The sequence below is a fragment of the Streptomyces sp. NPDC047525 genome (assembly GCF_040643025.1).
GTDB classification, from domain to species: domain Bacteria; phylum Actinomycetota; class Actinomycetes; order Streptomycetales; family Streptomycetaceae; genus Streptomyces; species Streptomyces durmitorensis.
The window spans coordinates 1-24,046 of sequence record NZ_JBEYTL010000005.1; the positions used below are offsets into that span (position 1 = coordinate 1).

The window sequence follows — 24,046 nt, forward strand, 5'->3', positions numbered from 1 at the left end:
AGCTTGCCCTTCGCGTGCTGGGCCTTCGTCGCCTTCTCACTCGGGCCGCGCAGCGCCTCGGCACGGATCGCGTGCAGCTCCGCCACACGCCCACGCGCGTCGGTGGGCTCGCCCTGGGGAGAAGCGGTGTCGTCCAAAACGGTCATGTAGTGACCTTACGAAGTGGGCCTACGGAAACGGACCGTCGACTCTGAACAGTCTCCGGCCCGTTTTCCTGGCACCCCCGAACAGAAGCTCACTCCAGTGAGTCCGAAGTGACTGCTCAGAGGGCCATCACGCTGTAGGAATTCCACAAAGGGTCAGGTGAGAGACACCTCACACCATCCGGTCCCGCAACCCGGTTCGGCATCGACGACATCGCCCGCACCCTGGCACCGGCGTGGGATGCTGCGGGCGAGGCACGCTCCCCCGAGGAGACATGCGCCTGCCGGATGACCTGCTTGGAGCATCATGACCCACGCAGTAGTGCCCAGCTAGGCACGGACCGTGCCCTGGCCCTGGGAGAGCGACACCGAGGAACGCATCTACCAGGAGTCCGTCCGGGCCTGCCTGGAGGAACCCCGCACGGCGAAGCGGCTCGACGCGCGCCCGGGGATCTCGCCCGAAGCAGTGCTCGACGCCATGGGCACGCAGGCCAACGTCGAACGCTCACTCCAGTCCTGCGACGGGGCCCTCCGGGGCTACCGGGAATCCGTCGCCCGTCAGGAGCGCGTCGGGGAGGCGTTCGTACGCACCAGTGACGGAATCGAGCCGAACGCGCGGACCGCCGTCCTCTACACGCTGGCTCTGACCACCCTGGTCTGCTGGTTCGGCGGTGCCGACTTCCTCTTCACCCTCGTGGTCCTGCTCGCCCTCACCTCCATCGCCCTGGCCTTCGCTCTCCGGAATCCCGACTCGCGGGCGCAGTCCGGGCGTTGGGCGACGCTGGCCGTGCTCGGGCTCATCTGGGCGGCGCTGCGGGTTCCGGTCCGGGCCGGACGGCGTGCCTGGTCCAGGGAACTGCGCCGCGACGGAACGAACCACGTCGTACCGGGAGTTGTCGACGAACTGCTCGGCGACGACGCCGACGCGCTGCTCCTGCCCCGCAGCTCCCACGGGCTGCGCTCGCCGAGGGGCCGACGGTACATCGTCGAGAACGACACCCTGGCACGCCTGCAGCGGAAGCTCGAGCAGATCGACAGCGGGACCATCGCCGTCAGCGGACCCCGCGGGACTGGGAAGACGACGCTCCTGGAGAGCTGTCTGAAGGAGTCGGACTTCGCCGTCATCGAGCAGGCCCCGTCGACGTACGCCCCGCACGACTTCCTGTCCTCCCTGTTCGTGACGCTCTGCACGAGCTACATGCAGTACCAGGACTTCGCTCCCCCCGCGTTCGCCCGGCTGCCCACGTGGCACTGGTGGCTGCGCGTCCGCGTCGTCCAGCCGCTGACCCGCCTGGCCCGCTGGCTCGGATACGCCGTGCCCGCGGCGGCGCTCATCTTCCTCGGGCTGTACGCGGCGGCCAGGTCTCTCCAGGAGGAGTACGGCACGACCGTACGGAATCGGATCACCGACGTGTTCGACGCGGTCGGTGAGCGTGCGTCGGACGTCTGGCAGGGGCAGGCGGTGGGGACCGCACTCGTGGTGACCGGCGTCGGCGTCCTGGTGTGGATGCTGCGCTATTCCTCGACCCTCTCGTGGGTCCTGCGCACCCTGCGCCGCAGGCTGCCCGTTGTCATCGCGTACGGACTGATATGCGGTTCGGCCGTGTTGCTCGCCTTCGATCCCGATGTGCGCCGGCACGCGAGCGAGCTACCCCGCCACGGGACGCTGTACTGGCTGATCGCGCTGGCCGTCGCCTGGTGGATCTGCAACGACCAGTACTGGACGACCTGGTTCGAGACCCTGCGCGTCGGCCGGTGGTCGATACCGAAGAAGCGGATCTACGGCCCGCTCAACCAACTGTTCCTGCCGCTCCTCGCCCTGCTCCTGCTGATCTCCGTCGAACCGTCCAGGCTCATCCTCACCGACCCGGAGAATCCGGCGAGGCTCTGCGCATGGCTAGCCGGAATCCTGCTGCTCCAGCTCACGTCCGGTCCCTGGAGCCTGATGCGGCCGGAACCGGCCCTGGTCACCACCTGCCGCAACCGCCTCTACCGGCTGCAGACCGTGCAGAGTTCGTCGTCCGCCCTCAACACCGCCACCCTGCAGCTCCTCACCCTCGGTGCCACGCAGACGGCCTCGGTGTCCACCGTTCCGCCCAACTACCCGGAACTGGTCTCCGACTTCCGCGACGTGCTCGGTGACATCGCGCGGACCCTGCAACGCCGCGGCATCCGCGTGATCATCGCCATCGACGAGCTCGACCGCCTCGGCACCGATACGCAGGCCCTGGCCTTCCTCAGCGAGATCAAGGCGATCCTGGGCGTGCCGCACGTGCGCTATCTCATCTCGGTCGCCGAGGACGTCGGCGCCGCGTTCGTGCGGCGCGGTCTTCCGCACCGTGACGTCACCGACAGCTCGCTGGACGACGTCATCCACGTACAACCCGGGCTGCTCGCCGAGTCGACGAAGATCCTCACCAAGCGTGCTCCTGACATCACCGCCCCGTACATCCTGCTCGCGCACGCCCTCTCCGGCGGCATCCCCCGCGACCTCATCCGGTACGCACGGCGCCTGCTGGAGGTCCAGAAGGCGACCAGCGCACTCGAACTCACCTCCATATCCCGGTCGGTCATCGCGGAGGAGCTCTCCGAGACGCTCGCCGGGTTCCGCACGCTGCTCGCCAAGCAGCAGTGGACGCCCGAGACCAGCACGATCCTCGGCTCGTTCCGAAGCCTGGTCGGCTATCTGCGCACGACAGGACCGCACCGCGGCCGGGAGCTTCAGGCGGCCCTGGAACACTTCGCGATCCACGCGCCGCGGGGCCGGTGGGCCGAGCTCGGGGAAGGCGATCTGCCCGACGAAGCCCGCGTCCTCATCGACGAAGCGGCCACGTACGCCTACTTCTCCCTCACCCTGCTCGACATCTTCGGGCGCAGGGGGTTCAACCGCCGCCGGACCTCGGCAGCCGGCCGCGGCCCCGACGGCGACCCCGAACTTCTCGCCGAGGCGCGCCTGGAGCTTGCGGTGTCGCCCTACAGTGCGCGCCCGCTCATCGACGGGATACGGCAGGCATGGGGCCTGCTGCTGTCCCCGTCGGCGGACCCGTCGGACCCGCCTGCGGGGCCGGTTCCGCCGCCCTCCCGGCGTCCGCGGAGCCTCCGGGGCTAGGGGGCGGTCATCAACTCCCGCAACGGGAGCGGGGACAGGGGCGGCGGCACTGCGGCAACATGGGGTGCGGAACGGGTCGGCCTGTCAGGGGGAGGCACGGGTGAGCGGACGGAGCCAGCCGTCCCGGCTGGAGCTGGTGCGACGGCAGCGCCGGGACAGCTTCGTGGGACGAGGACACGAACTGGAGTTGTTCCGGGAGAACTTGGCGCGGGCGCCCGAGGACGCGGCGCAGTTCCTCTTCCACGTGCGCGGCCCGGCCGGGGTGGGCAAGTCGACGCTGATCAGCCAGTGGGAAGCGGCGGCCAGAGAACAGCGGGCCGTCACCGCCCGGGTCGACGAGACGGCCACCGGCGTGGCCGAGGCCATGGAGACGATCAGCGCGCAGCTCACGCACCAGGGCGCGTCCATGAACGGCCTCGACGATCTACTGAAGAACTATCGCGACCGGCAGTACGAGGCGCAGGTCGCGGCCTCGGCGGAGTCCGGCCCGGAAGGTGCGGCAGACCCGGGACAGTCGCAGCCCTCCGCGGCCAGTACGGTCACCGCACAGGTCCTGCTCGGCACGCTCGGAGCGGTGCCGGGCCTCGGACCGGTGGCCGGGGCGATCGACCCCAGCCAGGCGGCCATGATGCCGGACCGCATCCGACAGGCCTGGGCGAATGGCCGGCTCCGCAACCAGTCGGACGCCCAGCTCGTGCTCCAGCCGCTCCAGACGCTCGCACCGGTCTTCCTGAAGCACATCAACAAGGCGGCGGAGAAGGCCAGTTGGGTCACGATCTTCTTCGACGCGTACGAGCGGACAGGCCCCACCCTGGACGTCTGGCTGCGCGACACGCTGTTCAGCGACCGGTACGGGGAGCTGGCAGCGAACGTCATCGTCGTGCTCGCCGGTCAGGGCCGCCTGGAGACCCGCTGCTGGGGTGACCAGCTCGCCTTCATCACCGACCTGCCGCTGGACATCTTCACCGAGGCCGAGGCGCGACAGCTCCTGGCGGCGAAGGGCGTCGACGACGAGCGCGTGATGGAGGTGGTGCTGCACCTTTCCCGGCGGCTGCCCGTCCTGGTCTCGATGCTCGCCGACGGCCGCCCTGCGAGCGGTGAGGAGGTCGGCGACCCGAGCGGCACCGCCGTGGAGCGGTTCCTGAAGTGGGAGACCGATCCGGTGCGCCGGGGCGTCGCCCTTGCGTGCGCGCTGCCCCAGGAGCTGAACGAGGACATCTGCCGGACCGTGGTGGGGGCGGAGGGCGCCGAGCTGTTCGACTGGCTGCGCACCCTGCCCTTCGTGCAGGACAGCAGCGGGCGCTGCCGCTACCACGACGTCGTGCGCACCGCGATGCTGCGGCTGCAGCGCATCCAGTCGCCCAGCCGGTGGCAGGCGCAGCACGGCAACCTGGCCAACGCGTTCGCGGGCTGGCAGGCGCAGTTGGAGGACAACGACGGCAAGACCGACGAGGAACGCTGGAGGAGCCAGCGGTGGCGGGACCTCCATCTGCAGGCGACGTACCACCGGTTGTGCGGGGACGAACGAGCCGGTCTGGTCGCGGCCGTGCGCGCTCTGGTGCACGCTTACGTCACTGCGGACAGCGAGTTCCGCCGCTGGGTGCTGATGGTGGGCGCGGCAGGCGACGACGCGGACGCCCGCGCGGTACGGGACCTGGCGAAGCGACTGCTCGGCACCCTGGAGGGGGAAGCGGCGGACGACGGCGGGGCGCTGAACGTCCTGCTGGGGCGGGCCGAGCTGGACACGGAGACGAAGGCCCTGGCCTACACCCTGCGCGCCAAGCGGTGGGTGATCGTCGGCACTCTGGACCGGGCGCTGGCCGATTACGACGCGGCCATCGCCCTCACCCCCGAGTGGGAGCGCGCCTACCGGGGGCGCAGTGAGGTGCACCAGCTCGCGGGCCGCTCCGCACAGGCCATGGCGGACGCCGACCGCGCGGTGGAGCTCTGCCCGGACGAGCCTTCGCCCCTGGTCAGCCGCGCCATGCTGCATCTGCACGTCGCCCGTCATGACGAGGCCCGCAGAGACATGGCCCGTGCCACCGAACTCGACGCCGACCACATCGACACCGCGATGGGCCGGATGCTGCTGCAGGCCATGGACGGGGACGTCCATCGGACCCTCGACGAGCTCGTCGTCCTGCTGCGGGGATCCTCCGAAGAAATACCGGACGAGCTCAGCACCGCGATCCTGGCAGCGCAGGACGGGCGCGTGGACGACGCGAAGGCCGCCCTCGACGTACTGGAGAAGAAGTTCGCGCCGGAGGTGCGGACCGCGCTGGACGGGGTGCGGAGCCCCTCGCTCGTGGGCCTCGCCGGGCGCGTGGCCTCGGGCCGGGACGACGTCATCGCCGGCAACCCCGAACTGCACATGATGCGCGTGAGACGGGCCCAGGAGCACTTCCTCGCGGACCGCCACGACGAGGCGCTGCGCGACCTGGACCACGTCCTGGAGCACGTGCCGGACTTCGGGCAGGCCCTGCTCACCCGGGGAGCGGTCCACGCTCAGCTGGAGAACTACACGGCGTCCCTGCGGGATCTGAACGCCGGGATCAACCGTACGAGCGGCCAGCTCGATGCCTTCCTGGCGCGCGGGAGAGTGCTGGCCTACACCGGGCGCCTGGACGACGCCGAGGCCGACTGCGACGTCTATCTGCACACCTACAACCGGCACGCCGACGCTCTCGGTCTGCGCGCCGACATCCGCAAACAGCTGGGACGCCACGAGGAGGCCATCGCCGACTACACCCTGGCGCTCCGCTCCGACTCGGCAAGCGCGGACCTCCTCACCGGGCGGGCGAGGACGTTCCTGCTCATGGGCCGCTTCCAGGAAGCGCTGTCGGACGCAGGCAAGGCCGCCTGGCTGGACGGGGCGGAGGGGCTGCCCCGCTATCTGAAGGCCCTGGCGCTGCGGGCGACCGGCAAGGCTCGTTGGTCCCAGGTGCTGGCGGAGGCCGTCGCGCTCTACGAGGCCGACACCGCGTCGGACGACGAGAACCATGCCGCGACAGGCACCGGAAATCTCTTCCTGTGCGCGTGCACCGCCGGTGAGTGGGTGGACGCGTGGCGGCCCTTCGAAGAGTTCCTGCGGCGCGGCACCAGCGTCAGGCTGCTGCGTGACGCGGCCATGGCGATGCGGGAGCTGGTGGCCGCCCTGCCCGAGACCGAAGAGCGCATGGCGGACTTCCGGACGCGACTGGACGAGGTGCTCGCGGCGCGGCAGTCCTAGCTCGGCCGGGGCTGCGACCTGGGCGGGGTTCGCTGCATGGGCCGGGCCCACCGCCTGGGCGGGAGCCCCCGAACGGGTGCCTCCTCCCCTCCCTCGGCGCATCACGCCCCGCAACATGTTGAATGTTGAACGAGATGGGTCTATGGTGAATCTCGTTGAACCTTCAACAGATATCCCTCATAGCTCGCAGCCCGGGCTCACCGCCCGCAGCTCGTCCCCCAAGGAGCAGTCATGGGTCTCTTCGGCCGCAAGAACGAAACCGCCACCTCCGCCGCCTCCGCCGTCGGCACCGCCACGGCGCCCGCTCCGGTCAACCCGGACCTGGCCGCGCTGACCGGCGAGTACGCGATCGACCCCTCGCACACGTCGATCGGCTTCGTCGCCCGCCACGCCATGGTCACGAACGTCAAGGGCTCCTTCACCGACGTCGTGGGCACGCTGCACCTGGACGGCGCGGACCCGTCGCGCTCGACGGCTTCCATCGACATCAAGATGGACAGCATCGACACCGGCAGTGCGGACCGTGACGGTCACCTGAAGAGTGCGGACTTCTTCAAGATCGATGAGTTCCCGGAGATGACGTTCCGCTCCACGAAGGCGGAGGCGCTCGGCGGCGACGACTACCGCATCACCGGTGACCTGACGATCCTCGGCACCACGAAGCCGCTCGCCATCGACCTCGAGTTCAACGGCTCCGCCACGGATCCCTTCGGGAACGAGCGGGTCGGCTTCGAGGGCAAGGCGGAGATTCTCCGTTCGGAGTGGGGCCTCACGTGGAACGCGGCGCTGGAGACGGGCGGGGTGCTTGTCTCCGACAAGATCAAGCTGAACTTCGACATCTCCGCGATTAAGTCTGGCTCCTGAGCCTCGCTGGTTCTCTGGGCCGCCGCTTCGCGACGGATCACTCCCACCCACCCACCCGATTACCCCGCAGCACGCGGGGTGGGGTGGGTGGGTTGCCTCGTGTGGGCGCCGGGTGCTGGGGGTGGGTGTCGCCTCGCCTGCGTGCCAGGTGCGGTGGGTGGTTTGGCCTCGTGTGTGCGCCGGGGCGGTGGGTGGGTTGCCCCGCATGCGTGCCAGGCGCGGTGGGCGGGCTGGCCACGTACGTGTGCCAGGTGCGGTGGGTGGGTCGCGCCGCATGCGTGTGGCGTGGGGTGGGTTGCCCGCGTGCATGTGGCGTGGGGTGGGTTGCCTCGTATGTGTGCCGGGTGCGGGGTGGGGTGAGGTGAATCGCATGTGTGCCCGGGGGCCGTGCGTGGGTTGCTTCGCGCGCGTGCTGGGTGCGGTAGGGGTCCTATAGCGTTTGGGTGTGGTCGAGTTCATACAGCAACTGCCTGCCCTGATAGGCGTGATCGTCGGTGCGCTCGGGTCGTATCTGGCGATCACCCGAGGCGACCGGGCCCGCTTTCAGCGGGAGCAGGCCGCCCGTTGGGACGAGCGGCGGCTCACCGTGTACGGCGACTACGCCCGCGTCGTGAAGCAGGCGGTCACGCTCACCTACCGCGTCGCGGCGCACCTCGGCAACGACCCGCACCCGCACCCCCTGACCCCCGAAGAAGCAGCTCCCCACCTGGCGGAAGCCGCCATCGCGCGGGATCCGGCCGGGGAAGCACTGCTGATGCTCGGCACACCCGACGTGGTGGACAAGGCGCGGGTCTGGGTGCTCACGGTCGTCGAGATGGAGCGCTTCTTGCGCGCGGGCACTCACGATCCGGACGCGTGGTCCGTCCTGCTCGATCGTCAGCGGACCACACGCGAGGGCTACTACCAGGCGGTCCGGCGTGACTTGGCGCTCCCGCCCGGACATTCGGGGAGGTGGCGCCTTCCGTCGGCGGACGGCGCCTGAGCCCCCGGCCCTCGGCCTCCGGCTCCCGGCTACGCCCAGTCGGGCCTGCGGCCGAGGTACCTCAGGAGTTCGGCGGCCTCCCCCTTCTCCGCCCCACCCGCTTCCGCCTCAAGGGCAGGCGCGAACGCGAAGGCACGGACCGGCTCGACGATCTGCCGGGCCACGTCGAGCAGCTGCCTCGCCAACTCGTCGTCGAGCGGCGAGGGTTGGCCCGTGGCCACGGCCATGTCCCATGCGTGGACGGCCGCGTCGAGTGCGCACGCGCCGACGCCGAGGGGGGCCGTCATGGTGCCGGGCGGAAGCGGTACGCGTACCTCCTGGACCGACGCGTCGACCGTCCCCCATGCCGCCGCGGCGGCCGCGAGCGCCGGTTCCAGCAGGGCCTCCGGGGAATCCGTCAGCTTGCCGGAGGGTGCGAACGGGTTCTCCGTGGGGCCGGGGCCCCCGGTGAGGGACGAGGCATAGCCGAGCTGGTCGCCCGCGGCGTGCTGGAGGACCTGGGTGACGTTCCACTCCGCGCAGGGCGTCGGGCGGTCCCAGCCCCCGTCCGGTACGCCGGAGACAGCCGTGCGCAGCGCCGCGTGCGCTCGGTCGAGGATGGGCCAGGTGGTGCTGTTCGTGCCGTGCTCGCTCACTGTCTTCCCCCGCTTGCTTGTCGGTGTGCGCCCCGGAGAGAGCCCTCCGCCGGTCAGGGCTCACCTTGCCCTAGAGCGCGGTCCAGCTTCTAGCGTCACGCACATGACCACACAGCAGGGGCAACAGCAGGTGCGACAGCAGGCGCAACAGCACAGGATCGGCAGCGGGTTCGGCGCATCGAGCACGGCGGACGACGTACTCGCCGGGATCGACCTCTCGGGCAGGACGGCGCTGGTCACCGGCGGCTACTCGGGGCTCGGCCTGGAGATCACCCGGGCGCTCAGCCGTGCGGGCGCGCACGTCGTCGTCCCGGCGCGCAGGCCCGACACGGCGAAGCAGGCGCTGCGGGGCACGGACCGCGTGGAGGTGCGGGCGCTGGACCTGGCGGATCAAGAGAGCATCCGGCACTTCGCGGAACGCTTCCTGGCCACGGATCGCGCCCTCGACATCCTCATCAACAACGCGGGTGTGATGGCGTGCCCCGAGACCCGGGTCGGCCCGGACGGCACCTGGGAGTCGCACTTCGCGATCAACCACCTGGGCCACTTCGCCCTGGTCAACCGCCTCCACCCGGCGCTGAGTCCGGGTACCGCACGCGTCGTGTCCGTGGCCTCGTCCGGGCACTTCCTCTCCGACATCCGCTGGACGGACCCGCACTTCCACGAGGGCTACGACCGCTGGCTGGCCTACGCCCAGTCCAAGACGGCGAACGCCCTCTTCGCCGTCCACCTCAACTCATTGCGTACGACCGACTCATTGCGTACGGCCGACACCGGCCGCCCGCGGGCCTTCTCCGTCCACCCCGGCAGCATCCTCACGCCCCTGCAGCGCCACATCCCCCGCGAGGAACAGATCGCGCAGGGCTGGATGTCCGCCGACGGCACACCGGCACAGGGATTCAAGACCCCGGCGCAGGGTGCGGCCACCGCGGTCTGGGCCGCGACGTCACCGCTCCTGGACGCCCAGGGCGGCGCGTACTGCCAGGACTGCGACATCGCGGAGCCCGCCACCACGGAGGACATGCTGATCGGAGGCGTCAAGCCCTGGGCGACGGACCCCGATGCCGCGGCCCGCCTCTGGCAACTGTCCGCGGACATGACGGGGTTGGGCGACCTGGCATCATGACGGCATGACCCCGAACCGCCACGAGTGGATCACCGTCGCCGCGTACGAGAACACGTCCGGCGCCCCGCGGCCCCTTGCCGCCCTCCGCGCTTGACTGCGTGAGCGCGGCATCGACTGGATGCCGTTCACACCGGACGAGGTGTACTGGGACCACATGTGCGGCCGCGGCTCCGACGGCCACTGGCACGGCTCCTTCGTGATCCACGTCCGGGCGGACGCCCTGCGCCCCCTGGGCCTGCACCCGAGCCAGCCCTCGTCCCGGGCGGTCGGCCCCTCGCCACCGGGCTGGTGGCACGCGGCGGCGGAACGGCGAGGCTAGGCCCCGACGGCATCCGTGTGCGTCAGGATCGCCTCCGCGAGCGGGCCCTGCACCGCCGGGGGCAGTGCGTGCCCCATGCCCGCGATCTCCACCACGCGTGCGCCGCCGGCTCCGATGACCTGGGCCAGGTGGCGCGGGTGCGGGGGCGGGAACACCGGCTCGGCCGGGCCGGAGATGACGAGCGTGGGGACCTTCGTGTCGGCCAGTTCCTCGGTGCGGAGCATGTGGGAGTCGTCGGCTCGGGCGTGTGCGGTCGAGGCGACGTGGGTTCCTGTGTGCGCGATGATCCGGGCCTCCAGGTCGCGGAAGTACGCGTCTTCGACGGGGAGTTGGCCGCCGTTCAGGACACGCCAGTGCTCCACGCGGCGGTCCAGTTCGGCCTCCGGGCCCCTGTCCTCGACCGGGCGGGACCACATCTCCAGGACTTCCGGGGCGATGCCGGGGAGTTCACCGACGGGCACCCGCGTGCCGTCCGGCGCCTCGTACGGGGTCTCACTGAGCGCGCAGGTGCCGATCAGGGTGGCGCTGAGGACGCGCTCGGGGTGGTCGGCGAGGACCAGCTGGGTCAGCATGCCGCCGAGGGACATGCCCACCAGGTGCGCCTTCTCGACGCCGAGGCCGTCAAGGACCCGCACGGCATCCCGGGCCAAGTCGGTGATGGGGTAAGGGTGTTGATCGAAGGCGGTGGTGGAACGGCCGGTGTCCCGGTGGTCGTAGCGGATGACCTGATGCCGGGCCGCGAGCGCGTCGACCAGGGCGTCGGGCCAGCCGAGGCCGGAGGCCTGGGCGCCCATGACCAGGAGCAGTGCGGGGGCCTCGGGGGCTCCGCGCCGCTCCGTCCACAGGCGGACGCCGGGGGCGGTTTCGACGTACTGCTGCTGCATGGGGTGACCTTCCGGTTCGACGACGGCTCAACGGAACGAAACGTATCGTCTCGCTAACCCGCTGGAACGTCAACCCCGGCATCACCACATCACGGCATCACGGCGTCACAGACAGACCAGCACCCCCCGGCGCCCCCGCACCCCTCAGCCGATCCCCCTAGAACCCCCCACCCCCGAAGTCCCCACCACCCCCGAAGTCCCCACCGCCCCCAAAGTCCCCGCCACCCCCGAAGTCCCCAGGATTGAAGTCCGACCCCGAGTAGTCCCCGCCGTCGTACCCTCCCCCGCCCCCGAAGTCCCCGTACCCCGACCCGTAGTCCGCCCCGTACGCCGGGCTCGCCATCATTCCGCCCAGCATCGTGCCGACCAGGAGACCCGGCAGCATGCCGCCGCCGAAGTAGCCACCCGCCCACGGGCCGTAGGCCGGGCCCGCCTCCCAGTACGGGCGTCGCTCCCCCGACTCCGTGGTCACCGTCCGCGCCATCGGCTCCTCCCCGTCCGCGAGGCGCGTCGCGTCCGCCAGGCAGACCGGGACCGAGCGCTCGGCCCCGCCCTGCGGCGCCCACTGCGCGTCCTTCACCGACGGGCCGTGGCGCGGGTCGAAGAAGCAGGGGGCCCGCCGCTCCGGCAGCGGGCGGCCCTCGCGTCGTGCGGCCAGGAGCGCGAGCGAGAAGCGGCCGTCCTCCAGGGACTGGGTGACCGCCCGCACCTCCTCGGGCCGCTCCGCCGCCGCCATGAACGACTTCGCCTTCTCGTACGAGTCGAGGGCCCGTTCGTAGTCCGCGCGCATCGTGTCGTCGGCGCCCGCCTCCGCGGGGTGGAAGTCGAGACGGTCCAGCTCCTCGCCGTACGCCGTGATGTCCTCGTCCACCACGACCCGCAGCTTCTCCAGGGCGACCCGCTGCTCCTCGGCCTTCCGCCGCCGGTTGCGCCGGACCACCGCGTACGTGGCCCCGCCACCCGCGACGAGCACCGCGCCGACACCGATCAGCGCACCCACGGGAGTGCCGCCGTCAGAACCCGCGGCGTCGTCCCACGAAGCCGGCGCCGAGCCGCGCGCGTCCTTCACCGCCTGGTCGACGAAGTCGTTGAGCTGGGTCTTGGTGTCGCCCACGTCCTTGTACGTCGTGACGAGGTTCGCGACGGCCGCGTTGCTCAGGACCGCCCGGTCGGCCTTCGCGTCGAAGGCGTCACCGAGCCGTACCCCGTACACACCCGTCACACCGGTCTCGGTGCGCAGCTTCTGGAAGAGGTCCTGCTTCGGGAAGTCCGCGGGCAGGACCGCCACGAACACCGGCTTGTCGGCGTCCTTGATCTTCTCCGCGATGGCGTCCGCGTCGGACCCGGACAGCTGGTCCGATGCGGCCGGATCCACGTACACCGGGCTCTTCTCCCAGGCGTCGGCCACCGCCGGGACACCGGTGGCAGCCGCGGCCCCGGGCGCTGCGGTCAACGACACGGCACCCAGGGTCACGAGAAGCCCGGACAGCGCGACAAATATTCGCTTCGTCCCATTGCTCATACTTCGAAGCTAACTCAGTCGGGCCCCCGACGGAGGTCCGGGACGACCCCAGTTCCGGCGACTACTCCACCGGCTCGACGCCCGCCCGCAGCAGACCGAACGTGTACGCGTCCTCCAGCGCCTGCCACGACGCCGCGATCACGTTCTCCGCCACACCCACCGTCGACCACTCACCGTCACCGTCACTGGTGGAGATCAGCACCCGGGTCGTGGACGACGTGCCGTGCTTGCCCTCCAGGATGCGGACCTTGTAGTCGACCAGCTCCATCTTGGCGAGCTGGGGGTAGATCCGCTCAAGACCCACCCGCAGCGACCGGTCGAGCGCGTTGACCGGGCCGTTGCCCTCCGCAGTGGCGACGATGCGCTCACCCTTGGCCCACAGCTTCACGGTCGCCTCGTTCGCGTGCGTGCCGTCGGGCCGGTCCTCGACGATGGCCCGCCAGGACTCGACTCGGAAGTAGCGCCGGGCCCGCCCCTCGGCCTCTTCCCTGAGGAGCAGTTCGAAGGACGCGTCCGCGGCCTCGTAGGTGTAACCCCTGAGCTCCCGCTCCTTCACCCGCTCGACGACCCTGCCCACCAGCGCCCTGTCGTCGCCCAGGTCGATCCCGAGCTCCTTGCCCTTGAGCTCGATGGAGGCGCGCCCCGCCATGTCCGAGACCAGCATCCGGATGCGGTTGCCCACCAGGTCCGGGTCGATGTGCTGGTAGAGATCCGGGTCGACCTTGATCGCGGAGGCGTGCAGGCCCGCCTTGTGGGCGAAGGCCGAGACGCCTACGTACGGCTGGTGCGTGGAGGGCGTGAGGTTCACGACCTCGGCGATGGCGTGCGAGACGCGGGTCATCTCGCGCAGCGAGCCCTCGGGCAGGACCTGCTTGCCGTACTTCAGCTCCAGGGCACCGACCACGGGGAAGAGGTTGGCGTTGCCGACCCGCTCGCCGTAGCCGTTGGCGGTGCACTGCACGTGCGTGGCGCCCGCGTCGACGGCGGCGAGGGTGTTGGCGACCGCGCACCCCGTGTCGTCCTGCGCGTGGATGCCGAGCCGGGCGCCGGTGTCGGCGCGCACGGTGCCCACGATCGCCTGGACCTGGGCGGGGAGCATGCCGCCGTTGGTGTCGCACAGGACGACGACATCGGCGCCCGCCTCGGAGGCCGTGCGGACGACGGACTTCGCGTACTCGGGGTTGGCGCGGTAGCCGTCGAAGAAGTGCTCGCAGTCGACGAAGACGCGCCGCCCCTGGCCGGTGAGGTAGGAGACGGTGTCGCGCACCATCTCCAGGTTCTCCTCCAGGGTCGTGCGCAGAGCGAGCTCGACGTGCCGGTCGTGGGATTTGGCGACGAGCGTGATGACCGGGGCGCCGGACTCCAGCAGGGCGTTGACCTGCGGGTCCTTTGCCGCCGAGCCACCCGGGCGGCGCGTGGCCCCGAAGGCGACGAGCTGGGCGTGCCGGAAGGTGATCTCTTGCGATGCGCGGGCGAAGAACTCGGTGTCGCGGGGGTTGGCGCCCGGCCAGCCGCCCTCGATGAAGCCCACGCCGAAGTCGTCCAGGTGCCGGGCGATGGTCAGCTTGTCCGCGACGGTCAGGTTGATTCCCTCGCGCTGCGCGCCGTCGCGCAGCGTGGTGTCAAAGACGTGGAACGTATCGTCGGGTGTGCTGGTTTCCGTCATGCTGATCTGGCTCCTGTGTCGGATCTCGGTCTACCGGAATGACCGGCTCCACCGCCTCAATGATCCCTCGCGCTCCGCGTCCGGCTGATGTTGGGCCAGGAAACGAAAAAACCCCTCGTGGGTACGAGAGGTTTGCGCGCGGGTCGAGAGACGACGGTGTCCGCCCGTACATGGTGGTACGAGACGGTCACTGCGGACCGGCGCGCCTGCTGCCAATAATCATGGCGAACGAGAGCACGGTGGCAGCCTGCCACAGTCCGCACACACCGCGCTGCCCCGTCTCACGATGCGGGCGCACGTGGACCACGGCACGTTGCCGTACGGGCGGCGCGTGTGACGCGCCGCCCGCACGGCATGGGACGTCAGCGCACGTGGCGCACGAACGTGTCGTAGCCGTCGTTCGTGTCGCCGCTCAGGAGCGACGCGTCACCGGAGAGGAAGGCGATCCTGCGGCCGTCGGCCGAGATCCCGCCGGGGGCGACCTGGGCCGAGGCCGCGCCGCCCGTGGTGTCCGGCGTGACCAGCGTGGTGGTGCCCTTCTTCAGGTCACGCAGATAGACGGGCCACTCCTTGCCGTACTCCGATCCGGCTTCGGTCAGCTCCGACATGAACGTCAGGCGGCGGCCGTCGGCGCTGATCGCGGGCGAGCGGGTGTAGGCCTCGCCGGGGCCGCCCTGGGTGCCGTGGATCCGCTGGTTCTTGCCGGATGCGACGTCGTGCACGAAGACGTTCCAGGCCACGTCGTCGTCGTTCGGGACGAGATGCGTGTCGCGGGACTCGAAGACGACGGTGCGGCCGTTGCCGCTGATCGACGGCTCGAGGGACTCCTTCTCCGTCTCCGACCCGTCGTGGGAACGGTCGACCTCCGTCAGCTCACCGGTCTTGCGGTCCCGGAGCAAGACGTCGCTCCAGTCGTCGCCGCGCGGGCCGTTGAAGTAGTTGTACGCGTAGACGACACGGCTGCCGTCGTCGCTGACGGTCGCCCCGTGCGCGGTGCGCCCCTCCCTTGCCGGGTCGGCCTCGCTGATCCGCTCGGTCGTACCGGTCTTCCGGTCGCGCAGGAAGACGACGCCGCCGGGACTGCCCGCGCTCCGGCTGACGTCGAAGACGGCGTACCGGGCGTCGGGCGTCAGCGAGACGCTGCCCGCGCCCGCGGCGCCGTCGGGCAGCTCGACGTCGAGCCGTTCGGTCTTCTTGGTCCTGCGGTCGTAGAGCCGGACGTCGGAGTCCGAGTAGGAGCCCGCGGGGCTGGTGATCACCGCGACGTAGCGCCCGTCCGCACTCAGTGAGGGGCTCCTGACGTCACGCCCTTCGAGGGCGATCCGCTCGGTCTTCCCGGTGCGCAGATCGCGTACGAAGACGTCGCTGAGGCCGTTCGTGTCGCCCGCAACCAGATCGGTGGCCTCGGAGTCGAAGGCCGCGAACCGGCCGTCGCGGCTGATCACGGCGCCCGCCGAGCGGTCGTTCGCGGCCTTGCCGTCGGCCGTGACGCTGACGCCCTCGGTGCGGGGCGCGTCGGCGGCGGGCGCGGCGAAGGCGGCGGGCAGCGTCGTGGCCGTGACGGCGGCCACGAGTGCGGCGGCGGCCAGGGCGGCGCGGCGCTTGGTGCTGTGCATGGTCAAATCCCCCGTGTTTTCTTGGTGTTCGGTGCGGATGCCGCGTTCAGTGGCATGCGGCGTTCAGTGCGTGCAATGTCTGTGATACGCGAGATGGGCATATGGTTGCGGGCCTCGTGGAACTGTCCGCACGAAGATGTCCGCACGAAGATGCCGGAGCTGCCGTCCGTCAGCGCGCCGTCCACTTGAACACGTCGCCCACGCCGTTCGTGTCCCCCGGCACGATGTCCGCGTCGTCCGAGGAGTAGACGACGCTGCGCCCCTTGTCGGCGATCGCCCCCACCGCGGCGCCTCCGCCGTGGCCGATCGTCCGCTCATGGCCGCTGGGCAGGTGGCGCAGCCGGATGTCCGACCGGCCTTCTCCGTAGAGCCCGTAGACGAGCTGACGGCCGTCCCGGCTGACCGCCTGCGCGCTCGCCCCCGGGAAGTGCTGGGTCTTTCCGGTGCGCAGGTCCCGTACGTAGGCTCCGTCCGCGCCGTTCATCGCCACCGTGCGGCCGTTGACCTGCACCACCTTGGACGCGGTGCCGTCGTCGACGCGGGTGAGGCGGCCGGTGGTGCGGTCGTGGAGCCAGACCTCGCCGGTGCCCTTGTCCTCGTAGGCGACGTAGCGGCCGTCGGCGCTGATGGACGGGTCCACCATGTCGCGGGCCGAGTCGGGCGGTCCGTCGCTGACGACCTCGCGGGTGTCGCTCTCGCGGTCGTAGACCTCGACCCGCTGGGGGTCTCCGGGGTGCTGCGGCTGCAGGTCGTAGGCAACGTGGCGGCCGTCCGCGCTGATGGACGGCGAGGACGCGCTGTACTTGAAGCCCCGGCCGTCGATCTGCTTGATCTCCCCCGTGCTCAGGTCGGTGAGGAAGACGTTGATGCCGTGCGAGCCCCAGCCGGTGTGCGCCGCGTATCGACCGTCGTCGCTGATCACGGGGGCGGCCATGGAGTTCTTGAGGCGCTTGACCTCGCCGGTCTCCAGATCCTTCACGAACGCCCAGTCGTACGGCCCCTGATGACCCTGAGTCAGATTCTCCGCGTCGCTGTAGAAGGCGACGTAGCGGCCGTTCGCGGAGATGGACGCGGTGCGCGATGCGCCGTCGGCCTCGGTCCCGTCGGCCGCGGTGCTCACGCGCTCCACCTTCGGCGCCGGCGGCTCGTGCGGCGCGGCCTGCGCCGCGGCCGGTAACACCGTGGCGCCGAGCGCCGCGACCAGTAAGGCGCTCAAGGACACACGTCTTGCAGTGGACATGGCTTCCCCCAAAACCTGTCATTCCCCCCGGCCCGGTACCGAAGGCCCACGGGGATACAAGCGCACCGCCAGGTCACACGCAATCCGCCGGAACGCGTACAACCTAGACGGGGGCAACGCGGTCCTACGAGCCGGAGGCGAGTGCTCCGTCCAGGAACTCCCGTACATGCGCGAGGATCTGGTCACGTCCCGTGCCGCGCAGGCCGATGGCCACATGGATGGAGAACCCGTCGAGCAGCGCCCGCAGCCGCGCAGCGAACCGGTCGGGGTCAAGGGGCCCGAACTCACCCCGCGAGACGCCCTCGGCGAGCAGCGCCACCAGGTCGCGGTGCCAGGCGCTCTCGATGGCGACCTGCCGGTCGCGCTCGTCCTCGTCGGCGTTCAGGGAGCGGTTCCAGACCTCCAGCCAGAGGGTCCAGTGGGGGTCGCCGGGGGCGTCGGGGACATACAGGTCGACGTACGCGTCGAGCCGTTCGCGGGCCGTGCCCCGCCGGGCGAGCAGCCGGCCGCGCTCGGCGCCGAGCGCGGCCTCGCTCCACTCCAGGGTGCGCAGGAGCAGCTCGTCCTTGGTGCGGAAGTAGTAGAGGAGGTGGCCGCTGCTCATGCCGACCTCGCGGCCGAGCGCGGCCATGGTCAGCTTCTCCAGGCCGCGCTCGGCGATCATCTCCATGGCAGCGGCCAGCACGTCCTCGCGCGGTGGTGCGTTCTTCCGGCGGGCGGCCTGGGCCACGGGGACTCCTGCGGTGACTCGTCTGACGCTAGATCTTCGGCTGCTGCTGGGTGATGCAGTGGATGCCACCACCCCCGGCAAAGATCGTACGGGCGTCCACGAGCGTCACGGTCCGCTCCGGGAAGAGACGGCGGAAGATACCGGCCGCGATCTCGTCGCGCGGGTCGTCGAAGGCGCACAGGACGACGCCGCCGTTGCAGAGGTAGTGGTTGATGTACGAGTAGTCGACCCACCCCTCGTCGTCGGTGAGGACGGTCGGCGCGGGCACCTCGACGATCTGCAGGGTGCGGCCCCGGGCATCGGTCTGCCCTTGCAGGACCCCGATGATCTCCTTGCTGACCTCGAAGTCCGGGTGGGCGGGGTCCTGCTGCGAGTGGACGAGCACGATGCCGGGCGCGGCGAAGGCGGCGACGATGTCGACGTGCCCCCGGGTGCCGAACTGGCCGTAGTCGCCGGTCAGGCCCTTCGGCAGCCATAGCGCCTTGCGCGTGCCGATGCGGGCGTGGATCGCCTCCTCGGCCTGCTCGCGGGTCAGTCCGGGGTTGCGTCCGGGGTCGAGCTGGACGGTGTCGGTCAGCAGGACCGTGCCCTCGCCGTCGACGTGGATGCCGCCGCCTTCGTTGACCAGGGGCGAGGAGTGGACGGGCACGCCCGCGATGTCGGCGACGTGCCGGGCGATCTTCGCGTCGTGCTCCCAGCGGGCCCAGTCCTGGCCGCCCCAGCCGTTGAAGATCCAGTCCACGGCGGCGAGTTGATCGCCGTCGCGTACGAAGGTGGGGCCGATGTCACGCATCCACGCGTCGTCCAGGTCCCGCTCGACCAGTTCGATGTCGGGACCGAGGAGCGCGCGGGCCGACTCGCTCTGGCCGGTGCCGACGACCATCGTGACGGGTTCGAAGCGGCGTACGGCACGGGCGACGCCCGCCCAGGCGGCCCGGCCCTCGGCGAGCTCACGCTCATTGGTGAACGTGGGATTGGGGCCCGGCCAGGCCATCCAGGTGCGCTCGTGCGGGGCCCACTCGGCGGGCATGTGGAAGGTCATGGTGATCCCTACGGGAAGGACTGACGGGACGGACTGCAGGACTGACGGAACGGGAACTACAGGAAGTAGAGGCGGTTGAGCGAGACGGAGTCGGCGGGCTCGGACCTGACCGGGTCGCCGTCGAGCGTGACCAGGCCGGAGCGCTGGTCGACGTCGATGGATCCGGTGCGGGAGTTGAGCCGCAGATCGGCGGGGCCGATGCCCCGGGTTCCCCGCACGGCGACGCGGCGCCGCCGGGTCGGCATCTGGTCGTTGCCCTGGTCGACGGCGGCCTGCGCGACGAAGGCCACCGAGATGTCGGCGGGCGTCGCACCGTACGCCCCGAACTGCGGGCCGAGGACGAGAGGCTCGCACGTGTCGGTCGCGGCATTCGGGTCGCCCACGACGCCGTAGGCCGGGAAGCCGGACTTCAGCACCAACTGCGGCTTGGCGCCGAAGAATTCGGGCTTCCACAGCACCACGTCGGCCATCTTGCCGACCTCGATGGAGCCGACCTCGTGGGCCAGGCCGTGGGCGATGGCGGGGTTGATGGTCAGCTTGGCCATGTAGCGCAGGACGCGCGCGTTGTCGTCGCCCGCGCCGTCCCCGTCCATCGGACCGAGCTCGGCCTTCATCTTCCCGGCCATCGCGAACGTCCTGCGTACGGTCTCGCCCGCGCGCCCCATGCCCTGCGCGTCCGACGAGGTGATCCCGATGGCACCCAGGTCGTGCAGCACGTCCTCCGCGCCCATCGTCCCGGCCCGGATCCGGTCACGCGCCATCGCCGCGTCACCCGGCAGATCCGTCTTCAGGTCATGGACCGAGACGATCATCCCGTAGTGCTCGGCCACCGCGTCACGCCCGAAGGGCAGCGTCGGATTGGTGGACGAGCCGATCACATTCGGCACGCCCGCCATCTTCAGCACGTTCGGCACATGCCCGCCGCCGCACCCCTCGATGTGGAAGGCGTGAATGGTCCGCCCCTCCAGCACCTTCAAGGTGTCCTCGACGGACAGACACTCATTCAACCCGTCGCTGTGCAGGGCGACTTGGACGTCATGCTCCTCCGCCACCCGCAACGCCGTGTCGAGTGCCCGCGTGTGCGCGCCCATGTCCTCGTGCACCTTGAAGCCCGACGCACCGCCCTCGGCGAGCGCCTCGATCAGCGGGGCGTCGTGCGAGGACGAACCCCGGCCCAGGAAGCCGATGTTGACGGGCCAGGCGTCGAAGGCGTTGAACGCGTGCTTCAGCGCCCAGGGCGAGTTGACCCCGACGCCCCACACGGGCCCGAACTCCTGGCCGATGATCGTGGTGACGCCGGAGGCCAGCGAGGCCTCCATGATGCGCGGCGACAGCAGATGGACATGCGTGTCCACGGACCCGGCGGTGGCGATGAGCCCCTCGCCCGAGACGATGGACGTGCCGGTGCCGACCACGACGTCCACGCCGTCGAGGGTGTCGGGATTGCCCGCCCGCCCTATGGCGTGGATCCGCCCTTCCCTGATGCCGATGGACACCTTGCGGATGCCCTGCACGGCGTCGATCACCAGCACATTGCTGATCACGACGTCACAGGTCTCACGCACCGCGGCGGCCTTCAGGTGCAGCCCGTCACGGGCCGTCTTGCCGAACCCGGCCAGGAACTCCTCGCCGTACTCCTGCGAGTCGGACTCCACCCGGACCACCAGGCCCGAGTCGCCGAGCCTGACCCGGTCGCCCGCGCGGGGCCCATGGGTGGCGGCGTACGCGTACGGATCGATGCTCATCGCTCAGCTCCCAGATATCCGCAGGCCACGGCCCTGCGCAGGGCCTCTTCCTTGGCGCCGGGCGCATCGAGCGCACCGTCCACCAGACCGGCGAAGCCGATCGCGACACGCTCACCGCCGATCGGCACCAGCCCGACCTCGACACTCTCGCCGGGACCGAAACGGACCGAGGACCCGGCGGGCACCGCCAACCGCATGCCATAAGCGGCCGAGCGGTCGAAATCGAGCCGCGGATTGGCCTCGAAGAGATGGAAGTGCGAGGTCACGGAGACGGGTACGGACGCGGTGTTGTGCACGGTGAGCGTCACGACGGGCGTGAGCTCCGCGTGCTCGGGACCGGGCAGCAGTGCCCCCGGGGCCTCACTCCCCAGCCCCGCCCCGATGGGCTGCGAGACGACCGCGAGCCGGGAGCCGTCGTCGAAGACGGCCTCCACATGCACCTCGGTCACCACGTCCGCGACGCCCGGCAGGACGTCGTCGGGCCCGAGGACCGAGCGTGCCCGCTCGATCGCCTCGGCGAGCCTGGCCCCGTCGCGGGCCGCCTCGCACACCGTGTCCGCGATCAGCGCGGTCGCCTCGGGGACGTTGAGTCTGAGGCCGCGCGCCTTGCGGGCCCTGGCCAGCTCGGCCGCCCCGAAGAGCAGCAGCCGGTCGCGTTCCGTGGGGGTAAGCCGCACGCCACCACACCTCCATCGTTTGAACAACACTCTAACCACGAGATTGATCCGACGGAAACATTGACGTGCGAGCTTGACTCAGGTCACATAGAGCGGCACTCAAACAGTCGAACGGTGGCCTGTGTGCGCAGGCCGCCACGATCGAGCGTCAGGGGCACCCTCATGCCGATAGAACAGCGCGGAGTCGACACCATCCCGGACGGGGAACGCACCAGCGGCCCCCGCGATCTCATCTCGATCCTGCTCGGCTCCAACCTCTGTCTCGGGGTGATCGTCTTCGGCTGGCTGCCGGTGTCGTTCGGCCTCGGCTGGTGGGCGTCGGTCACCTCCGTGGTGGCGGGCACGGTGATCGGCACGGCCCTCACGGCCCCCCTCGCCCTGGTCTCGCTCCGCACGGGCACGAACCTCTCCACCTCCTCCGGAGCGCAGTTCGGCGTACGGGGCCGCCTGGTCGGCTCGATCGTCGGCCTCCTCCTCTCCCTCGGCTACACCGCGCTGACCATCTGGATCGGCGGCGACGTCATGGTGGGCGTCCTGCACCGTCTGATCGGGCTCCCGGCGGGCGGTCTGTCCTACGGGATCGTGTACGCGCTCCTGGCCGCCGCCACGGTGACGGGCGCGGTCTACGGCTACCGGGTCCTGCTGAAGCTCTCCCGCGTCCTCGCCGTCGGCATGACGGCACTCCTGATCCTCGGTGCGGTGGCCTACGCCCCCGACTTCACGACGTCGGCCCTTCCCGATGCGGGCGGCTACCTCCTCGGCTCCTTCTGGCCGACGTGGCTCCTCGCCCTGGTGGCGGCGGGCCTGAGCGGCCCGATCGCGTTCATCACGCTCCTGGGCGACTACACGCGCTACGTCTCGCCCACGCGCCACAGCTCACGCACGGTGCTGCGGGCGTCGTGGGTCGGCCTGCTCGCCGGGCTCCTCGTCCCCCAGCTCTTCGGTACGTTCACGGCGTACGCGGCGGGTGCGGCGCTCGACTACGCGGGCCCGCTGGTCTCCGCGTCCCCCACCTGGTACTTGGTCCCGCTCCTCCTGGCCGCCTCGGCGGGCTCGGTCGGCAACGCGGGCCTGATGCTGTACTCGATGGGCCTCGACCTGGACGCGATCCTGCCGCGGGCCTCGCGGGCACGGGCGACGTACACGGTGGCGGTGGTGGCCACGGGGTGCGTGTTCGTGGGCCATTACGCGTGGGAGGCACAGGACGCGATGACGTCCTTCGTCCTGCTCCTCACGGCGATCGGCACACCGTGGGCGGTGATCACCCTGATCGGCTTCGCGCGCTGCGGGGGCGTGTACGACGCGGAGGCGCTCCAGGTCTTCAACCGCCGCTCCAGGGGCGGGATCTACTGGTACCGCGGGGGCTGGAACGTCCCGGCGGCGACGAGTTGGGCGCTGGGCGCGGCGGTCGGCCTCGCGGCGGTCTCGCTGCCCTCGTACGAGGGCCCGCTGCTCTCGCTCACCGGCGGGGTGGACTGCAGCTTCCTGCTGTCGGGCGTGGTGGGCGGCCTTGCGTACGTGGTCCTGGAGCGGGGGAAGGTCACCGAGCCGAGCCCGGAGGAAGCCCCGGCGGTCAGCGTGCCGACGCCGTGATCAGCTCATGCAGATACCGCTTGACGATGATGCCGCCGTACGTGCCGTCGATCAACTCCCTCACACACCCGAGCAGTCCGGCACGGGTGTCGTGATCGAGGGCACGGTGGCCTGAGTAGGTCCGGAGCACGTCGATGTACTGATCGGCGGTGTAGGTGATGTCCCGCGCGAAGCGCCGCACGGTGACGGGGCCGAGGCCGTCCGTCCGCTCGATCTCACCGACGTCGGTCCGGACGGTGCTCTCCTCGGGCAGCCGCAGGCCGGGCTCGGTGGCATCAGGGTCCCACCGCTCATAACACCCCTGGACCTCGACCCAGAAGTCCGAACTCCCCCCGGCGACATGCTCGGTGGTGACAACGGCGAACGTCCCGCCACTCCGCAGCGCCGCCCTCATCTTGGGCACCCGCACGGCAGGGTCGAGCCAGTGAAAGGCGGTGGCGCACACGACGAGGTCATACGGCTCCGGAGGCAGAGTCCACGCCTCGAATTCGGCCACCTCGACGTGGGCCCGGGGATACGGGGCGAGGTTGCGCCGCGCCACGGCGGCGAGGGCGGGCCCCAGCTCCACGGCAGTGAGAACACCGCCGATCCGGGCCAGCGGCACGGTCAACTGCCCCGTACCCGGGGCCACTTCCAGCACCCTGCTGCGGGGGCTCAGCTGCGCCTGCTGGACCAGTGCCTCGATCAACCCGGAGGGATACCGCGGCCGAACCCGGTCATACAACTCGGCATCCCCATCAAAAATCCCACGCAACATCCCCCCACTGTCCCACCGCACCCCGCATCCACCCCGCCCGAACAAGCTCTCCCCCCACCCACCCGATTGCCCCGCAGCAACGAACGATGGGCCGCAGTCGGCAGCGCACCCGAGGGGACGTGCCGGTATGTCCGCCCGGAGCACGGTTCGCAGGACTCCCCCACCGA

General features: G+C 70.7%; 18 protein-coding genes. 7 read left to right on the plus strand and 11 right to left on the minus strand.

Features of this window, described 5'->3' with window-relative positions:
- Positions 1-486 precede the first annotated feature (486 nt).
- From ABZ833_RS15620 to ABZ833_RS15635, 4 genes are all read left to right on the plus strand, one after another.
- Entirely contained in the window at positions 487-3,252 is a 2,766-nt protein-coding gene (locus ABZ833_RS15620; RefSeq protein ID WP_361046395.1) for a P-loop NTPase fold protein, read from the plus strand.
- 100 nt (positions 3,253-3,352) lie between these two features.
- Entirely contained in the window at positions 3,353-6,481 is a 3,129-nt protein-coding gene (locus ABZ833_RS15625; RefSeq protein ID WP_361046398.1) for a hypothetical protein, read from the plus strand.
- A 231-nt stretch (positions 6,482-6,712) separates the two neighbouring features.
- Positions 6,713-7,345, plus strand: a complete 633-nt coding sequence (locus ABZ833_RS15630) for a YceI family protein (RefSeq protein ID WP_361046400.1) — start codon at positions 6,713-6,715, stop codon at positions 7,343-7,345.
- Positions 7,346-7,790: 445 nt separating this feature from the next.
- The gene (locus tag ABZ833_RS15635; RefSeq protein WP_361046403.1) at positions 7,791-8,327 is read left to right on the plus strand and encodes a hypothetical protein; all 537 of its coding nucleotides are present in this window, start codon (positions 7,791-7,793) and stop codon (positions 8,325-8,327) included.
- Positions 8,328-8,356: 29 nt separating this feature from the next.
- Here ABZ833_RS15635 and ABZ833_RS15640 read toward each other — a convergent pair whose 3' ends face one another.
- Positions 8,357-8,962: a TIGR03086 family metal-binding protein gene (locus ABZ833_RS15640; RefSeq protein WP_361046406.1), complete on the minus strand. Its 606-nt coding sequence runs from the start codon at positions 8,960-8,962 to the stop codon at positions 8,357-8,359.
- A gap of 103 nt (positions 8,963-9,065) precedes the next feature.
- On the opposite strand from ABZ833_RS15640, the gene ABZ833_RS15645 reads away from it, so the two are divergent.
- Both ABZ833_RS15645 and ABZ833_RS15650 read left to right on the plus strand, forming a co-directional pair.
- Positions 9,066-10,088 carry an SDR family NAD(P)-dependent oxidoreductase gene (locus ABZ833_RS15645; RefSeq protein WP_361046409.1) on the plus strand — a complete coding sequence of 341 codons (1,023 nt, stop codon included), beginning with the start codon at positions 9,066-9,068 and terminating at the stop codon, positions 10,086-10,088.
- A gap of 118 nt (positions 10,089-10,206) precedes the next feature.
- Positions 10,207-10,407 carry a hypothetical protein gene (locus tag ABZ833_RS15650; protein WP_361046412.1) on the plus strand — a complete coding sequence of 67 codons (201 nt, stop codon included), beginning with the start codon at positions 10,207-10,209 and terminating at the stop codon, positions 10,405-10,407.
- On the opposite strand, the gene ABZ833_RS15655 is transcribed toward ABZ833_RS15650, so the two are convergent.
- The 9 genes from ABZ833_RS15655 to ureA all read right to left on the minus strand — a co-directional run bounded on the left by ABZ833_RS15655 (position 10,404) and on the right by ureA (position 21,529).
- Positions 10,404-11,291 (minus strand): alpha/beta hydrolase, encoded by an 888-nt coding sequence (locus ABZ833_RS15655; protein ID WP_361046415.1) that lies wholly within the window; start codon positions 11,289-11,291, stop codon positions 10,404-10,406. The two genes, ABZ833_RS15650 and ABZ833_RS15655, sit on opposite strands and share 4 nt — an antisense overlap.
- Positions 11,292-11,448: 157 nt before the next feature.
- Positions 11,449-12,813 (minus strand): hypothetical protein, encoded by a 1,365-nt coding sequence (locus tag ABZ833_RS15660; protein ID WP_361046418.1) that lies wholly within the window; start codon positions 12,811-12,813, stop codon positions 11,449-11,451.
- Positions 12,814-12,874: 61 nt separating this feature from the next.
- Positions 12,875-14,479 carry a citramalate synthase gene (gene cimA, locus ABZ833_RS15665; protein ID WP_361046421.1) on the minus strand — a complete coding sequence of 535 codons (1,605 nt, stop codon included), beginning with the start codon at positions 14,477-14,479 and terminating at the stop codon, positions 12,875-12,877.
- 362 nt (positions 14,480-14,841) lie between these two features.
- The gene (locus tag ABZ833_RS15670) at positions 14,842-16,095 is read right to left on the minus strand and encodes a hypothetical protein (protein WP_361046424.1); all 1,254 of its coding nucleotides are present in this window, start codon (positions 16,093-16,095) and stop codon (positions 14,842-14,844) included.
- 169 nt (positions 16,096-16,264) lie between these two features.
- Positions 16,265-17,317 (minus strand): protein TolB, encoded by a 1,053-nt coding sequence (locus tag ABZ833_RS15675; protein WP_361047455.1) that lies wholly within the window; start codon positions 17,315-17,317, stop codon positions 16,265-16,267.
- A 142-nt stretch (positions 17,318-17,459) separates the two neighbouring features.
- Positions 17,460-18,005, minus strand: coding sequence for a TetR/AcrR family transcriptional regulator (locus ABZ833_RS15680; protein ID WP_361047458.1), 546 nt, complete (start codon positions 18,003-18,005; stop codon positions 17,460-17,462).
- A gap of 88 nt (positions 18,006-18,093) precedes the next feature.
- Positions 18,094-19,107 carry an agmatine deiminase family protein gene (locus ABZ833_RS15685; RefSeq protein WP_361046427.1) on the minus strand — a complete coding sequence of 338 codons (1,014 nt, stop codon included), beginning with the start codon at positions 19,105-19,107 and terminating at the stop codon, positions 18,094-18,096.
- Between the two features lie 56 nt (positions 19,108-19,163).
- Entirely contained in the window at positions 19,164-20,852 is a 1,689-nt protein-coding gene (locus ABZ833_RS15690) for an urease subunit alpha (protein WP_361046430.1), read from the minus strand.
- Positions 20,849-21,529 carry an urease subunit gamma gene (gene ureA / locus ABZ833_RS15695; protein ID WP_361046432.1) on the minus strand — a complete coding sequence of 227 codons (681 nt, stop codon included), beginning with the start codon at positions 21,527-21,529 and terminating at the stop codon, positions 20,849-20,851. The genes ABZ833_RS15690 and ureA overlap by 4 nt, the downstream gene beginning before the upstream one ends.
- 162 nt (positions 21,530-21,691) lie before the next feature.
- Between ureA and ABZ833_RS15700 the strand changes: the two genes are divergently transcribed.
- Complete coding sequence (locus tag ABZ833_RS15700; RefSeq protein ID WP_361046435.1) at positions 21,692-23,122, plus strand: cytosine permease; 1,431 nt, start codon at positions 21,692-21,694, stop codon at positions 23,120-23,122.
- On the opposite strand, the gene ABZ833_RS15705 is transcribed toward ABZ833_RS15700, so the two are convergent.
- Positions 23,103-23,879 carry a class I SAM-dependent methyltransferase gene (locus ABZ833_RS15705; RefSeq protein ID WP_361046438.1) on the minus strand — a complete coding sequence of 259 codons (777 nt, stop codon included), beginning with the start codon at positions 23,877-23,879 and terminating at the stop codon, positions 23,103-23,105. The two genes, ABZ833_RS15700 and ABZ833_RS15705, sit on opposite strands and share 20 nt — an antisense overlap.
- Between the last annotated feature and the right edge of the window lie 167 nt (positions 23,880-24,046).

Excerpts from the sequence above, each read along its gene's own strand:
- ABZ833_RS15630 (WP_361046400.1), top strand. The coding sequence starts at position 6,713 with ATGGGTCTCTTCGGCCGCAAGAACGAAACCGCCACCTCCGCCGCCTCC.
- ABZ833_RS15645 (WP_361046409.1), top strand. The coding sequence starts at position 9,066 with ATGACCACACAGCAGGGGCAACAGCAGGTGCGACAGCAGGCGCAACAG.
- ABZ833_RS15650 (WP_361046412.1), top strand. The coding sequence starts at position 10,207 with ATGCCGTTCACACCGGACGAGGTGTACTGGGACCACATGTGCGGCCGC.
- ABZ833_RS15655 (WP_361046415.1), bottom strand. The coding sequence starts at position 11,291 with ATGCAGCAGCAGTACGTCGAAACCGCCCCCGGCGTCCGCCTGTGGACG.
- ABZ833_RS15660 (WP_361046418.1), bottom strand. The coding sequence starts at position 12,813 with ATGAGCAATGGGACGAAGCGAATATTTGTCGCGCTGTCCGGGCTTCTC.
- cimA (WP_361046421.1), bottom strand. The coding sequence starts at position 14,479 with ATGACGGAAACCAGCACACCCGACGATACGTTCCACGTCTTTGACACC.
- ABZ833_RS15670 (WP_361046424.1), bottom strand. The coding sequence starts at position 16,095 with ATGCACAGCACCAAGCGCCGCGCCGCCCTGGCCGCCGCCGCACTCGTG.
- ABZ833_RS15680 (WP_361047458.1), bottom strand. The coding sequence starts at position 18,005 with ATGGAGATGATCGCCGAGCGCGGCCTGGAGAAGCTGACCATGGCCGCG.
- ABZ833_RS15685 (WP_361046427.1), bottom strand. The coding sequence starts at position 19,107 with ATGACCTTCCACATGCCCGCCGAGTGGGCCCCGCACGAGCGCACCTGG.
- ABZ833_RS15690 (WP_361046430.1), bottom strand. The coding sequence starts at position 20,852 with ATGAGCATCGATCCGTACGCGTACGCCGCCACCCATGGGCCCCGCGCG.
- ABZ833_RS15700 (WP_361046435.1), top strand. The coding sequence starts at position 21,692 with ATGCCGATAGAACAGCGCGGAGTCGACACCATCCCGGACGGGGAACGC.
- ABZ833_RS15705 (WP_361046438.1), bottom strand. The coding sequence starts at position 23,879 with ATGTTGCGTGGGATTTTTGATGGGGATGCCGAGTTGTATGACCGGGTT.